The 13,469-nt window shown below is 69.7% G+C and carries 12 protein-coding genes; 8 read left to right on the plus strand and 4 right to left on the minus strand.

Features of this window, described 5'->3' with window-relative positions; all coding sequences use genetic code 11:
- Positions 1-227 precede the first annotated feature (227 nt).
- Both IF55_RS23250 and IF55_RS23255 read right to left on the minus strand, forming a co-directional pair.
- On the minus strand, positions 228-860 hold the full coding sequence (locus IF55_RS23250) for an HAD family hydrolase (protein ID WP_030884117.1): 633 nt from the start codon (positions 858-860) through the stop codon (positions 228-230).
- 87 nt (positions 861-947) lie between these two features.
- A complete protein-coding gene (locus IF55_RS23255; protein ID WP_030884120.1) occupies positions 948-1,667 on the minus strand; it encodes an NUDIX hydrolase in 720 nt (239 codons plus the stop codon).
- Between the two features lie 85 nt (positions 1,668-1,752).
- On the opposite strand from IF55_RS23255, the gene IF55_RS23260 reads away from it, so the two are divergent.
- From IF55_RS23260 to IF55_RS23275, 4 genes are all read left to right on the plus strand, one after another.
- Positions 1,753-3,531: a hypothetical protein gene (locus IF55_RS23260; protein WP_030884123.1), complete on the plus strand. Its 1,779-nt coding sequence runs from the start codon at positions 1,753-1,755 to the stop codon at positions 3,529-3,531.
- The gene (locus IF55_RS23265; protein WP_030884125.1) at positions 3,528-4,448 is read left to right on the plus strand and encodes a 5'-methylthioadenosine/S-adenosylhomocysteine nucleosidase family protein; all 921 of its coding nucleotides are present in this window, start codon (positions 3,528-3,530) and stop codon (positions 4,446-4,448) included. Before IF55_RS23260 ends, IF55_RS23265 begins: the two co-directional genes overlap by 4 nt.
- Positions 4,449-4,496: 48 nt before the next feature.
- Complete coding sequence (locus IF55_RS23270) at positions 4,497-5,162, plus strand: hypothetical protein (RefSeq protein WP_037965484.1); 666 nt, start codon at positions 4,497-4,499, stop codon at positions 5,160-5,162.
- Between the two features lie 524 nt (positions 5,163-5,686).
- Positions 5,687-7,207: a carotenoid oxygenase family protein gene (locus IF55_RS23275; RefSeq protein WP_030884131.1), complete on the plus strand. Its 1,521-nt coding sequence runs from the start codon at positions 5,687-5,689 to the stop codon at positions 7,205-7,207.
- A gap of 50 nt (positions 7,208-7,257) precedes the next feature.
- On the opposite strand, the gene IF55_RS23280 is transcribed toward IF55_RS23275, so the two are convergent.
- Positions 7,258-8,229: a helix-turn-helix transcriptional regulator gene (locus tag IF55_RS23280; protein WP_030884135.1), complete on the minus strand. Its 972-nt coding sequence runs from the start codon at positions 8,227-8,229 to the stop codon at positions 7,258-7,260.
- 520 nt (positions 8,230-8,749) lie between these two features.
- Between IF55_RS23280 and IF55_RS23285 the strand changes: the two genes are divergently transcribed.
- Both IF55_RS23285 and IF55_RS23290 read left to right on the plus strand, forming a co-directional pair.
- Positions 8,750-10,120, plus strand: a complete 1,371-nt coding sequence (locus IF55_RS23285) for an FAD-dependent oxidoreductase (protein WP_245661347.1) — start codon at positions 8,750-8,752, stop codon at positions 10,118-10,120.
- Positions 10,117-10,494 (plus strand): nuclear transport factor 2 family protein, encoded by a 378-nt coding sequence (locus IF55_RS23290; protein ID WP_245661348.1) that lies wholly within the window; start codon positions 10,117-10,119, stop codon positions 10,492-10,494. Before IF55_RS23285 ends, IF55_RS23290 begins: the two co-directional genes overlap by 4 nt.
- A gap of 129 nt (positions 10,495-10,623) precedes the next feature.
- Here IF55_RS23290 and IF55_RS23295 read toward each other — a convergent pair whose 3' ends face one another.
- The gene (locus IF55_RS23295) at positions 10,624-11,478 is read right to left on the minus strand and encodes a helix-turn-helix transcriptional regulator (protein ID WP_030884142.1); all 855 of its coding nucleotides are present in this window, start codon (positions 11,476-11,478) and stop codon (positions 10,624-10,626) included.
- Between the two features lie 138 nt (positions 11,479-11,616).
- On the opposite strand from IF55_RS23295, the gene IF55_RS23300 reads away from it, so the two are divergent.
- Together IF55_RS23300 and IF55_RS23305 are read left to right on the plus strand one after the other, a co-directional pair.
- Positions 11,617-11,904, plus strand: a complete 288-nt coding sequence (locus IF55_RS23300; RefSeq protein ID WP_030884144.1) for an Atu4866 domain-containing protein — start codon at positions 11,617-11,619, stop codon at positions 11,902-11,904.
- Positions 11,905-11,997: 93 nt separating this feature from the next.
- Entirely contained in the window at positions 11,998-13,434 is a 1,437-nt protein-coding gene (locus IF55_RS23305) for an MFS transporter (protein WP_030884147.1), read from the plus strand.
- Positions 13,435-13,469: the final 35 nt, after the last annotated feature.

Here is a 13,469-nt window from a genome sequence, read left to right on the forward strand (position 1 = left end):
GCAACGGCCTGAACGGTAAGAGGAGTTCGGGCTTCCCTTTCCGCAGTATGGGCACCCATGATCCCCGGGCGGAACCCTCCGCGACCGATCATCGATCAACGCGACCGCTCAACCAAGCCTGTGCCCGCGCACCTATTTCCGTATGCGAGGACGCACGCACCCCCTCCTCCGACAACCGACAAGCGACGACCGACAGCCCGGCAGCCCCGGCTGCCCCGGCAGCCGAATCAACCACCCAGCAGGCCGCCCAAAGCCCCGCGAAGGTCGGCCAATTCGCGATAGTGCACGCCGGTCATGCCGAGCGCGATCGCGGCCTCTACGTTCTGCGGTTGGTCATCCACGAAAAGGCACCGCCCCATACCAACACCCGCCCGCGCGGCGGCGATCTCATAGATCTCGCGCTCCGGCTTGACCACCCCCACCCGGGCGCTGCTGACGACGTGGTCCGCGAGGTCGTCCAGCCCCATGGTCACCAGATCGTCCTCCAGGTCCAGCGTCGCGTTCGTCACCAGGACCAGCGGCACACGCCCCCGCACCCGGCGCAACAGAGCCACCACCGCCTCGTCCACCGAGAACGGCGAATTCAGCAGCGCCGTCCCCAATTCCCGGGCCAGTTCCCCCGGCACCTGCCCCGAAAGCCCGAGCACAATGGAATCGACCCACTCCTCCCTCCCGATCTCACCGAGCAGCACCGGCAGATCCGTCGCGGGCTCAAAGGCCACCTTCGCGGTCGTACCCTCCGCCAGCCCCGCCGCCCGCTCCATCTCCGCCAGCCGGCTCGTGTCGTAGAAGCGGATCACGTTGTCCAGGTCACACAGCACCGCGTCAAACGAGCGGTCCGATATCAAAGAATTCGTCACCGCACTTGAATAACACGATCGGGAGCGGCGTCAGCCCCTCCCTCCTTCAACAGGGAATCGTGGCTCACGACCCTGCCAGATCGTGGCTCACGACTCGTCGACACGGCGCAGCAGCGGCGGGCTGAGCAGGTCCGCGCTGCCACGGCGGTAAAGGGCGGCAGGCCGTCCGGTGGGCGGCAGCCGCCGCTCCCCGGTGGGCCGCACGAAGCCCTCGGTCTTGAGTACTTTGCGGCGGAAGTTGCTCGGGTCCAGGTACTGCCCCCAGACCGCTTCGTACACGGTCCGCAGCTCGCTCAGGGTGAAGGTCTCCCCGCAGAAGGCCGCGGCCACAGCGGTGTACTCCAGTTTTCTGCGGACCTCCTCCAGGGCGTCCGCGAGAATGGCCGGGTGGTCGAATGCCAGCTCTCGTACCCCGTTGATTACTTCTGATACCGGAGCCCAGTAGGCGCGCCTGGCGTCCGTACCGCCCACGGGGGTGGGCAGATCCGGTCCCAGCGCGAGGTAGGCGATCGTGACGACCCGTCCCCTCGGGTCGCGCCAAGGGTCTCCATAGGCCCCGAGCTGCTCCAGGTGGAGCCGGCCGCCATCGACCTGGGCCTCTTCCCAGAGTTCGCGCAGCGCTCCGTCGCGCAGGGTCTCGTCCTTCTGGACGTAACCGCCGGGCAGCGCCGCGCGGCCGAGGAAGGGTTCCACTCCGCGCTCGATCAACAGCACCATCAACTGGTCGCCCCTGACCGTGAAGATCGCCAGATCCACGGTCACCCATGACGCCTCCACCTCAGTGGAGTCTTTGAGCCAGTCATCCACTTGAACCCCTAAAGGTCATATTGACTTAAACACCGCCGAGCCTTATGGTCCCATAGACCTTAACTGCGCCAGGCAGGGGCAGAGCATGATCACTTCCCATGCGCCACCGGCCAAGGAGGCGACTGGTGAACCCACCGCCGCCACCCGCCACTTATGCACCGGCGTGTACGTGGACGAACGATTCCGAGACCTCGTGATCAAAGAGGTCTGCACCACACCGCACCGGAGGGTCGCCCCGTCCTACGGGTTCGACATCGTTCCCGTCATGCGCCACGCGTGGCGGGCCGCGGCACTGACCGCGTCCGTCCGCATGGCCGTGGTGGGGGCAGTAGTCGTCCCGGCGCTCGCCGGTGCGCTGCCCGCCGCCCTTCTCATCGCCTGCGGCCTCGCCCTCCTGTGGCTGCTCCACCTGACCACACTGGTACGGGAAATGGAGCGGGAGATGGAACGGGAACCGGCCTCCAGGCGGAAGTCCGAACGCCGCGGCCTGGGACCGGCCCTGGGGCGCCGCCCGCCCCGCCTCGCCACCCTGCTCCTACCGCAGACGCTGCTCCTACTGCGGAGGAAGGCCGAGAAGGCACGCGCGCGCAAACGGCTCGGTGCCATCGCCCTGTCCCTCACCCTCACCGCTCTGACCATCGCGCTCTTCCATCCGGGCCATGCCGTTTCGGCCCTCCGCGTGGCCATGGGAATCGCGCTTCTGTGCCTCGCCGTCGGAGCGTCGCGCCAGCTCATCCTCAACCGCATTCTGTGTACGCCGAGGCTGCGCCCCGTACGTCTGTCCCGCCGGGAGCACGCGGCGGACATACAGCAGGAGCATGTATGTGCCGTATATCGCCGCCCTCGTCACAGCGAGGACGACGAGGACGACCTCACCAGGTTCACGCTCTTCGGGGAAGAATCACCGTTCATCGGGGCCGGCGAACTCGTCTACCAGTGGAATCCGCCGATGAGCATCCAATTGCTCCGCCCCAGTGAGGAGGAAGACACACCGCTTCACGAGCTCGAGCACCCCGTACCGCCTTTCCAAGCCCACGAACTGGTCGATTACCTGCGCGAGGCGGTTCAGCTACTGGACACCGATGAGCAGGGCGTACGGCTCCCCGCCCAGGTCCGCGACCGCGTCTACATAGCGGAAACCGACGTGGCGGTGGACCGTGCCCTCCTTCCGTCGGAATTCAGCGCGGCCGAGCTGCGGGCCATCATCGATACGCCCGGCTCCAAGCAGCACCACTTCCTCGAAGTGATCACCCCTGCGGAGGGGGCGGAGTTCGTCGCGACCGTCCTGCTGCATGTCAGCCTGCAGGGGCGAACGCTGAGCATCTCCACGGCGGCGTGCGTGCTCGCCCACACACCGAGGTCGTTCCAGCGCACCGCGGAATTCGGCCACCACGGAGCCATAGCCGTTCTCTGGGCCGCGCTCCGTGAACTGGTCGCCCTGCCCTCCGAGATCCACCGCTCGTGGCGGATCGCCCACTACCTCTACACCGTGGGCAAGGCCGCCGTACTCCCCCGCGATCTCACCTCCACACCGATCCGGAATGTGCTGATCGGCAGCCGACTGAGCGTCCGGGAGAAGTCGGCCCAGGCCTGGTCGAAAATCCAGTTGGAGAAGAGCGACATCCTGGGCCGGATGAAGACGATCGAGCAGCGGCTGCTGCATGCCGCGGGCGACTTCCTGTACTCCAAGGACGTGGACATATCCGAGTTCAACTCCCGCGCGCTCAAAATCATCAACAGCGGCATCTTCAGCTTCGGTGACAACAACAGCTTCAACAACAACGCCGTGGGCAACGCGGCTCAGGTCGGCGCTGACGCGAGCCAGCCGGCGGGACCCCACCACAGCAGCGGAGAGAGCCAGTGAAGAACAACCGAGGAATCGCCAGCCGTGGCGACAACAACAACTTCAGCAACAACGCCGTTGGAGAACACGCCCGCGTATCCGTGACCGCCCCCTCGTACGGCACGGACACGGCCGCCGCCACCGACGGCGAGGCGGCCGATCCGACTGCCACATGGGACGTCGGCGTGGTCACGATCCTCAGCGAGGAACTGCGGTCCGTGGTGGACGAGTTGGGTTTGAAGCGCTTCAAGAAACCTGGTGGGCTCTATTTCTATCAGGGTGAGCACACCACGCCGGAATCGACGCTGCGCATCGTGGCCACCCAGACCCAGAGTCAGGGGCAGCGATCCGCGATGGCCGCCTTGGAGAACCTGCGCCGCCATTACGATCCGCGGCTCTGGGCGCTGGTCGGCGTGGGAGGCGGAATCCATGACGAGCACGCCCGCATCGGCAACGTCATCGTCTCCACCGATGTCGTCTACTACGAGAATCGCAAGATCAATCCGCGTGGGAACGTCCGTCGCCGCGGGGAGCACCGGCAGGCGCCGGCAGCGGTCGTCCACGGCGTGAACGCCTTTTTCGCCGAACACGGAACCCCCGCACGCGTGGGCCCTCAGCCCCCCGCGCCCGCCATGGAGGAGTTCGAGGTCTATCCGGGGGTGATCGGCTCGGGTGAGGCCGTCATCGCCGACCGCGAGAGCGATATCCGTGACTACCTCACCGGCTATCACGAGAAGGTACTGGCAGTGGACATGGAAGCCGGTGGCCTGAGCCAGTACTGGCAGGAGAACTCCGTCCACGGCCCGGCCAACCCCGGTTGGATCGTCATCCGCGGCGTATCCGACAACGCCGACGAGAAAAAGGGCCACGGACACCACGAGCGCGCGGCCAGGAACGCCGCGCAGATTCTGCGGCGCCTTCTGCCGTACCTCTGCTGACCGCGAAGCCGAACATCGAGATCCCTCAATCACAGGGAGATGGCTCGTATGACCGCATTTCTTTTAGGAATCGTCAGCTCGCTGGCGGCCAGCGCGATCGTGCTCGTCCTCGGCCTCCTGCGCGGCTCACGCCCCCTGTGGTGGCTGGTCACCGCCTGCTCCTGGCTGTCCGGCACCGGAATCAGCCGCGTCTACCGCCATCAGTCCTCCGCCGAGCAGGACATCGCCCACGACCTCGGCCGCGCGCGCTGGATCAAGGTTCTGGCAGGACGCGGAAACATACTCACCAGCGAGGTCTTCGCTCCCCTGTGGTCGGGAGAGCTGTCCCCGGAGTCCGTCCACGTCCTGCTGCCCGACCCGCGCCCGCGAGACGACTCGTGGCTCGACCGGCGCTCACACGACGTGCGCCGATTCGACCCCGGCTACACCCCGGACCTGCTGAGGAACCAGGTACGGGCCAACATGGCCTACCTGTCCCGGGCGGCCCGCCCACCCCGCGACTTCGAGCTCCGCAGCTTCAACCTCCCCAACACCTGCCGCGTGATCGCCACGGACCGGGTCGCCTACCTCACCTTCTACAGCAGCACCGCCCACGGCAGGAACTCCCCCTGCCTGTACGCCCGCGCCCCCGGCCTCCTGTACTCCATAGCCCTGCAGCAGTTCGACACAGCCTGGACCAACAGCTCCCCCGCCCTCCCGGCAACGCTCCCCTGAGCCGGGGGCAGGGGCGGAGGCAGGGGTGAGCGAGGTGGTCAGGACTCGATGGCGTAGACGCCCGCGCGGGCCGCGGTCGCCGCGGCCTGTGCGGCCTGGTCGGCGGCCGACTCGTCGAGAAGCATCGGAACCAGGTGTTGATCTCGACCAAGTCCGGGCTGCCGACCGGCGGCGGGCCGCGCGACGGGGGAACTTCGCGGTCCCGGCTGATCGCCTCGGTCGACGCGGCCCTGCGCGCCGGCTCGGCACCGATCGCATCGGAAGGCGCCCGCCTCAACCCACCGCTCGTGTGACGGCTCTGGCCCACCGGCCCCCCGGCCCCGGGGCCTTGAGGCTGCGGCAGGTCAACGCACCGCGTTCGTATTGGGGTTCGGGCCAACCGGAATGCGGCTCAGTGGTGCCAGCACCACCCCCGATTCGGGGCTTGGGCCGACTGCTTCATGGGTGGCCGGGGAGGAGGGTTACTGCTGTCGCCGCAAGTGCGGTTGATGAAGCGGGTGTTGGTGACAGGACGGGGAGACGTGATGGCCAGTCATACACGGCGGAGGATTCTCAAGGGCGCCGCGGTCGCGGCGGCGGGCGGTGTGGTCGGGAGCGGGCTCGGGTCCGGGTTCTTCGCGGCCGCGGCGCAGGCGAGCGCTGCGTCGGGGAAGAAGGGCGTATCGGGGGGTAGCGGCGCGAGGCCGTTTTTGGAGGGGGCCTTCGCGCCGGCCACCGAGGAGTTGACCGCGTTTGATCTCAAGGTGACCGGCCGTATTCCGCGGGACTTGGACGGCCGCTACCTGCGCAACGGACCGAACGCCCTGGGCCTGGAGGATGTCCGCGCCCACCACTGGATGCTCGGCGACGGAATGGTGCACGGGGTCCGGCTGCGCGGCGGGCGCGCGGAGTGGTACCGCAACCGCTGGGTGCGCTCCTCGCAGGTGGCGGCGAAGCTGGGCGAGAAGTACCCCGGCCCGGTACCGCCCGACGACTTCGCGTGCAACACGCACGTGATCCCGTACAAGGGCCGCGTCCTGGCGATGCAGGAGAGCGGGCCGCTGCCGTACGAACTGGACGGCGAGCTGAACACCGTGCGCCCGTACGACTTCCGCTCCACGCTCAAGGGCACGTTCACCGCGCACACCAAGTACGACGCGGCGGCCGACGAGCTGCACGCGATCACGTACTACCCCACCTGGGACCATGTGCGGCACATCATGATCGACCGGACCGGCCGGGTGGCGCGGACCACGCGGGTGCCCGTCGCGGACGCGCCGATGATGCACGACTTCGCGCTCACCGAGAAGTACGTGGTGATCGTCGACCTGCCGATCACCTTCGACGCTGCCGCCGCGGAGGCGGGCGCGATCGTGCCGTACGTATGGAACGACAAACACCCCATGCGTATAGGGCTGTTGCCGCGCACCGGCGGCGTCACGCGCTGGTTCGAGATCGACCCGGTGTACTACTCGCACACGCTCAACGCGTACGACCAGGGCGACACGGTCGTGATGGAGTACATCGGGTTCCCCGCGCCGTTCTACGCCGCCGGCCGCGGCATGGGCGGGCCCTGTGCCACCGGGTCGCCGACGCTGGACCGCTGGACCATCGATCGGCGCGCGGGCCGGGTACGGAGCGACCGCCTGGACGACCGGCCCCAGGAGTTCCCCCGCATCAACGAAGCCCTCGTCTCACGCCGCCACCGCTACGCCTACACCGCGAGCGCGGCCGAGATGTGGCGCGCGTACGAGACCATCGACGGCGTACCGCCGGACGAGAAGTTCACCAACTACCTGATCAAGCACGACATGCTGCGCGGCAGCAGGCAGCTCACCCGCTTCCCCGGCGGCGCGGCGGTCAGCGAGCCGGTGTTCGTACCGCGGCGCGGGGCGCGCGACGAGGACGACGGTTACGTGCTGTCGTACGTGAACGACCCCGAGCGCGGCGCGACCGACCTGGTCATCCTCTCGGCCCAGGACTTCGGCGGCCGCCCACTCGCCCGTATCCACCTCCCCGGCCGGGTCCCGCTGGGCTTCCACGGCAGTTGGGTTCCGGACGCCTAGCCTTCGCGGCGGCGGGGGGCAGCGCTAGCGGAGGCGGAGGCCGGCGCCGGCTACCGGCGCGCGGCGGGGGTCTCGGCGAACCGCTTCTTGTACGCCTTGATGAAATGGCTGCTGTCGGCGAAGTGCCAGCGGGCGGCGATCTCGGACACGGTCAGGCGGGTCGACGCCAGCTCCGCCCTGGCGCGTTCGAGACGGCGTTCGCGGACGTAACCCATGACCGACGGCCCGGCCCCTTGGCCGAAGGCGCGGTAGAGGGTGCGGACGGATACGTTCAGGGCCGCCGCGATCCCCCGGGGGTCGAGGTCGGGGTCGGCGAGCAGCCGGGACTCTATGTGGTCCATCGCCGCTCCGCGGAGCGCGGGCGCGACCTCCGCGTCATCGATGACCTGGTCGTTCATCAGCCCTCGGAACAGTTCCAGCGTCGCGTTACGGGCGGCCGCGACGGCTGCGGCACCGAGTCCGTCCGACAGTTCCGTCCAGAGACGGAGCTGGGCGAGCAGAAGCGCCGCGGCGGGCGACGACTGTGCCGCGGTGACCGCTCGCGTGTTCGCCGGGAAGCGGACCTCGCTCGCGGGAACGGTCAGGGCCACCGCCCGCGTGCCCCGGGCGACCTCGAACGCCCACGGCTCCTCGTTCCTGCGGGCGCACAGCGTTCCGGCCCCCGCCGTGGTCCGCCGGCCCCCCGCGGTGAAGCGCCACGCACCATTGAGCGTCACACTTGTCACGATCTGGTCCTCCAGGTGCCCGCCCGGACCGCCGGTGGTCCCCGCGACCGCGTCGCTGTACTGGTCCTCAAGGGACAGATCGAGCATGTATTGCTTGCAGATGCGAACGCGGTACGCCCCTTCGCTGCGCCGCGGCAGCCGGATGGGTGGAACCGGCACCCTCTCGCCCCCCTGATGCCGCCACTCCTTGTGCAGCACACGGTTCCGGTTCTCGTTCGCGTACGGCACGGTGATGTCGACCACTGGCGCGGAGGGGTTCCCGATCCGCCAAGGAGACACGCCGCCTTCGGTACTCATCCGGAAAAGATATGCCCCGCCCTGGTCACCGGTCCGGCCTGGTCACCGCCCGGCCGGGCTCACTCGCTGTGCGGTATGGGGAGTCGTACGGCCCCCCCACCGCCCCGGACCGCAGGTGGCACAGGTGGCACGGAAGTACAACGCACAGGGCCGATGGGTACAAGCCACCGGCGGCCGAGCCTTGTGATCATGGCGGGGCGCCTGCTCTCCCCCCGGCGCGGGCAGATTCTCCTTCCCGGCACGAGCACGTTCTCCTCCCGGTACGAGCAGATCTTCTCCCGGGACGAGCAGGTGTCGGCGGACCTTCGGCCGACCTTCGGGGCCCTTGGGCAGTCCTTCGGGTCCTGGTTACGGCCCCGGCCGTGGCCCCGGCTGTCTGAGCGCTGGTCCGCCTGGTCACATCTACCGCCTTCACCAACTGGAGTATCCGGTGTCCGAATCCGTGGTGACTCTCTTCGAGAGTCTCGTTGGCGCTGAGCCGCCGCACGACGCGTCCGTTCTGTTCGACACGGCGTGCGTGATGGGCGGGAGTATCGCGGGGCTCCTCGCGGCACGGGTGCTCTCCGATCGCGCGCGCGAAGTCGTGATCGTCGAGCCCGACGACATCTCGGCGGAGACCGGGACGCGCTCCGGGGTGCCCCAGGACCAGCAGGTGCACACCCTGCTGCCGGCGGGCCGGCTGTGGATCGAGCGGTGGCTCCCCGGCGTCACCCAGGAGGCGCAGGAGCGGGGCGCCTCCCTCTGCGGTCCCGACCAGACACTCGTCACCTACGACGGGGTCCGGATGGCACCGGACGGCGTGGACCACCATCTCCTCGCGCTCGGGCGTCCGCTGCTGGAAGCTCTCGTCCGGTCGCGGGTCACCGCCCTGCCCAATGTCTCGGTGCTGCGCGGGCAGGCGACCGGACTGCGGTACGCCGACGGTGCCGTCGTCGGCGTACGCGTCACCGGGCCCGGCGCGGGAGACCAGGAGCGGGCGGAGGAGGTCATAGCCGCGGACTTCGTCGTGGACGCGATGGGGCGCTCCAGCAGGCTGTCGAACTGGCTCAAGCAGGACGGTTACGACCAGCCCCGGCTCGAACGGCTCGAAGCCCCGGTCAACTACGCGACCGCCTTTTTCGAGCGTACGGAGAAGATCGCCGAGCTGGAAGCGGGGACCGTACTACAGCAGTTCACACCGCGGTACCCGTCGGGCGGGGTCTCCATCGCGGCGGCGAACGCGATCGAAGGGCAGCAGTGGCTCGTCATGCTGACGGGGTTCGGCGACCACCGGCCGGGCAGGACGATCGAGGAGTTCCGCGCGCGCTGCGCCGAACTGCCCGCGATCTTCAAGGAAGCCACCAGCGGCGCCATCACCCGTGACGTGCGGACGTACCGCCAGGCGGAGAGCAGGCGGCGCCATTTCGCCGAGGCCGGCCGCCTGCCGGCGCGCCTGGTCAGCGCGGGCGACGCCGTGGCGTCCTTCAATCCGGTGTACGGCCAGGGGATGAGCTCTGCCGCTCTGCACGCCTCGTGCCTGGCCTCCTACCTCGGCAGCGGCGCCGACCTCGACGCGCCCGCCACCGAGTTCTTCCGCCTTCAGCAGGTGGTCGTCGACGCGGCCTGGGCCGTGTCCGCGGGAGGTGACGCCGCCCGCCTCGACGCCGAGAGGGGCACCGAGGTGCCGGAGGAGACGCGGCAGCAGCGCCAGGCCATGGCTCAGATCATCGGCGCCATGCTGGTCGACGCGGACGTGGCACGGGCCTTCAACTACGTCTCCTTCATGCTGCGCCACCCCGGCACGCTGGCAGATCCGGAACTCTTGAAAAAGGCCGTAAAGGCCGTAAAGGCCGTGGAGTCCGTAGAGTCCGTAGAGTCCGGGGCCGCCGGCGCAGGAGCCTCGGCGAAATGACGGACAGCGAGATGACGGACACCCTGCTCGACCGGTACATCGCGCTGTCGGACCGGGCGGTGCACGACGAGTCGGCGATCGAGGAAATGCTGACGCTGTTCGCCCCTGACGCGACCGTGCGGCTCGGCCCGGAACCAGTCCGCGGCCATGAGGCCATCGCGGCCTTCTACCGTGCCCACCTCGCCGCCTTCGCCGACTCCCGGCACTACTGGAACACCACGGTGCTCGACGACGGGACGCTGCGCGCCGAATGGGCAGCCGTGGCCCGTACCAAGGACGGCGGGCTCATGACCGTGGCCGGCGTGGAGCACGCGCGGACCGACGACGGCCTCATCACCGACCTGCGCAACGAGTTCACCCGGCTCCCCGGCTGACCTTCCCGTGCCCGTACCCGTGCCCGTACCCGCGCCCGTACCCGTGTCCGTACCCGTGTCCGTACGGGACCGGAACGGCGAACGGGTGCTCCCTACGCAGAGCCCCGGCGCAGAGTTTCAGCGCGGGGGTCACTGCCCGGCGGAACGGGACGGAGCCCGCCTGCCGCCGTCGGCGTACAGGGAGCCGAGAAGGGCCAGGGCCTGGGCGGAGGGACTGCCCAGTTCGGCGTGGTAGATGACGAGTTGCTGACCGGGTGCGTCGCGGACGTCGAAGGACTGGTAGGTCAGGGAGAGAGGCCCGACGTCCGGGTGGAGGAGCCGCTTGGCGTCCCGGGTCTTGCCGCGCACGCTGTGCCGCGCCCACAGCCGCCGGAACTCGGGGCTGTGTTCGGTCAGCGTGTCCACGAGGCGGCGCAGGCGCGGGTGCTCGGGGTCGAAGCCGCTCGCCTGGCGCAGGTTGGCGACGGCGGCCTGCGCGGCCCGGTCCCAGTCCTGGAAGAACTGCCGTCCGGCCGGGTCGAGGAAGGTCATGCGGGCCAGATTGTCCGCGGGGGCGAAGGGGGCGTACAGCGCGTCGGCCAGGGCGTTGGCGGCGAGGAGGTCGAGGGTGCGGTTCATCACGAACGCCGGAGTGTGCGGGTAGCCGTCCATCAGTTGACGCAGCGCGGGGCCGACCTGCTCGGTGGTGTGGAGGGAGCCCCGGTCGTCCGGTGCCACCCCCGCGAGGCGGTGCAGGTGGTCGCGGGCGTCCGTGTCGAGCAGCAGGGCGCGGCTGAGCGCGTCCAGCACCTGTGGTGAGGGGTGGCGTTCTCTGCCCTGTTCCAGCCGGGTGTAGTAGTCGGCGTTGACGCCGGCCAGGACGGCGACCTCCTCGCGGCGCAGTCCGGCGACCCTGCGCACACCGTGGCTCGCCATGTTGACGTCTTCCGGCAGCAGGCGGGAGCGGCACGCGCGCAGGAACTCGCCGAGGTGGTTGTCGTCCATACCTCCAGGCTAGGCAGTGACCGCGCGCGCTGCCTGGGTGTGCCGCACCCAGCCGGAGAACCCCCTGGTACACCCGCGCTGACCTGCGCAGACTCGGTCGGGCATGACATCTGTGCCGTACCGAGGAAGGGAATCCCGATGACAGGCGATGCGCGGAGCGACCGCGATCCGGAGAACGCCGACGTGGTCGGCATGTGGGTGACCGCGGACGGTCACATCCGCCAGGAGCTCTTGCCGGACGGGCGCTACGACGAGGCCCGGGGAGGCCGGCGCAGCGCGTACACCGGCCGGTACACGGTGACCGGCGACCATCTCGACTACGTCGACGACACCGGTTTCACGGCCACGGGCGACATCCGGGATGGCGTGCTCTTCCACGAACACCTGGTGCTCTACCGCGAGGACCGGGCGGAGAAGCCGTCATGAGGGGGCGCGTCGGCGCACTCGTTCCCACGCCCGTGGAGCCCGGCGCGGCCGGGGGCCCTGGCCGCCGGCCCGTCGCCGAAGGGAGGCGGAGCGATGCGGCGCATCGGTGAGACCGCCACGGGCGCCGAACGTCCCGGGGCCGTCGCGGAGGTCTCCCGCTCCCCCGGCACCGCGGCCCTGCTGGTGCTGTGCGCGGCCCATTTCATGGACGCCGTCGACCTGTCCGACGTGGGCGTGGCCCTGCCCGCGATCCAGCACGGCCTGGGCATGGCTTCGGGCTCCTTGCAGTGGGTCGTCTCCGCGTACGCGCTTGGCTACGGCGGGTTCCTCCTCCTGGGCGGCCGGGTGGCCGATCTGTTCGGCCGGCGACGGGCCTTCCTGGCCGCGGTCGCCGTCTTCGGCGTGGTGAGCGTGCTGGGAGCGCTCGCGCCGACCGGCGGCCTGCTGATCGCGGCGCGGCTGGTGAAGGGGATCGCCGCGGGCTTCCTGGCCCCGGCGGCCCTCTCCCTGATCACCACCAACTGGCCGGAAGGCCCGCGGCGCGGCCGGGCTCTCGGCTGGTACGCGACCGCCGGCGCCTGCGGCTTCGTCGGCGGTCTCGTGCTCGGCGGCGTACTGACCGAACTGTCGTGGCGGCTGGTCTTCGCGCTCCCGGTGCCCATCGCCATAGTCGCGCTGCTCGCGGGGCGGCGCCTGCTCCCGGCGGACCCGCGGGGCGGCACGCGCGAGAAGATCGATGTACCCGGGGCTCTGACGGCCACCGGAGCCCTGGTGCTCCTGGTCTACGCCCTCACTCAGGCTCCGTCGCACGGTTGGCTGTCCGCCCGTACCCTCGTCCTCGCCTTCGCCGCGGCCGGTCTGCTCGTCCTGTTCGTACGTGTCGAGTCGCGCGCCCGCAGGCCCCTGGTCCCGCCGGCCTTCCTCACCCGGCGCGCGACCGCCCGCACCAACCTGACGATCTTCGCCATGTGGGGCGCCTACACCTCGTTCGCGTTCCTCACCACGCTCTACCTGCAGAACGTGCTGGGCTGGTCGCCGTTGCGGACCGCCGGCGCCTTCGTCCCGCTGGGCCTCGCCAACGGCGCGCTGGCACCGCTGGCGGGGCGGCTCGCCGCCCGCTTCGGCGCGCACCGGATGATCACGGCCGGGATGCTGCTCCTCGCGCTGTCCTACGCGCTGTTCTTCCGCATCGGCCCCGACAGCTCCTTCCTCACGGTGATCCTGCCCGTCATGGTCGTCAACGGGATCGGCACCGCGGCGACGTTTCCCGCTCTGAACATGAGCGCGGTGGCCGGGGTGCCCGACCGGGACCAGGGGCTGGCGGGGGCCCTGCTCAACACCTTCATGCAAATCGGCGGTGCCGTCGTCCTCGCCCTGGTCACCGCGGTCGCCGAAGCCGGGCAGCGGGCGGACGGAGGCGACCCTCTGGCGGGGTACGCCGTCGGTACCGCCGTCATCGTCGCCACCGTGCTCGCCGGCCTGGGCGCCACCCTCCTCATCCGGCACCGGCCCGACAGCGGGAACCGCTGAACGACTGAGCCGCTGAACCACTGAGCCGTTGAATC

The sequence above is a fragment of the Streptomyces varsoviensis genome, assembly GCF_000718635.1.
GTDB classification, from domain to species: Bacteria; Actinomycetota; Actinomycetes; order Streptomycetales; family Streptomycetaceae; genus Streptomyces; species Streptomyces varsoviensis.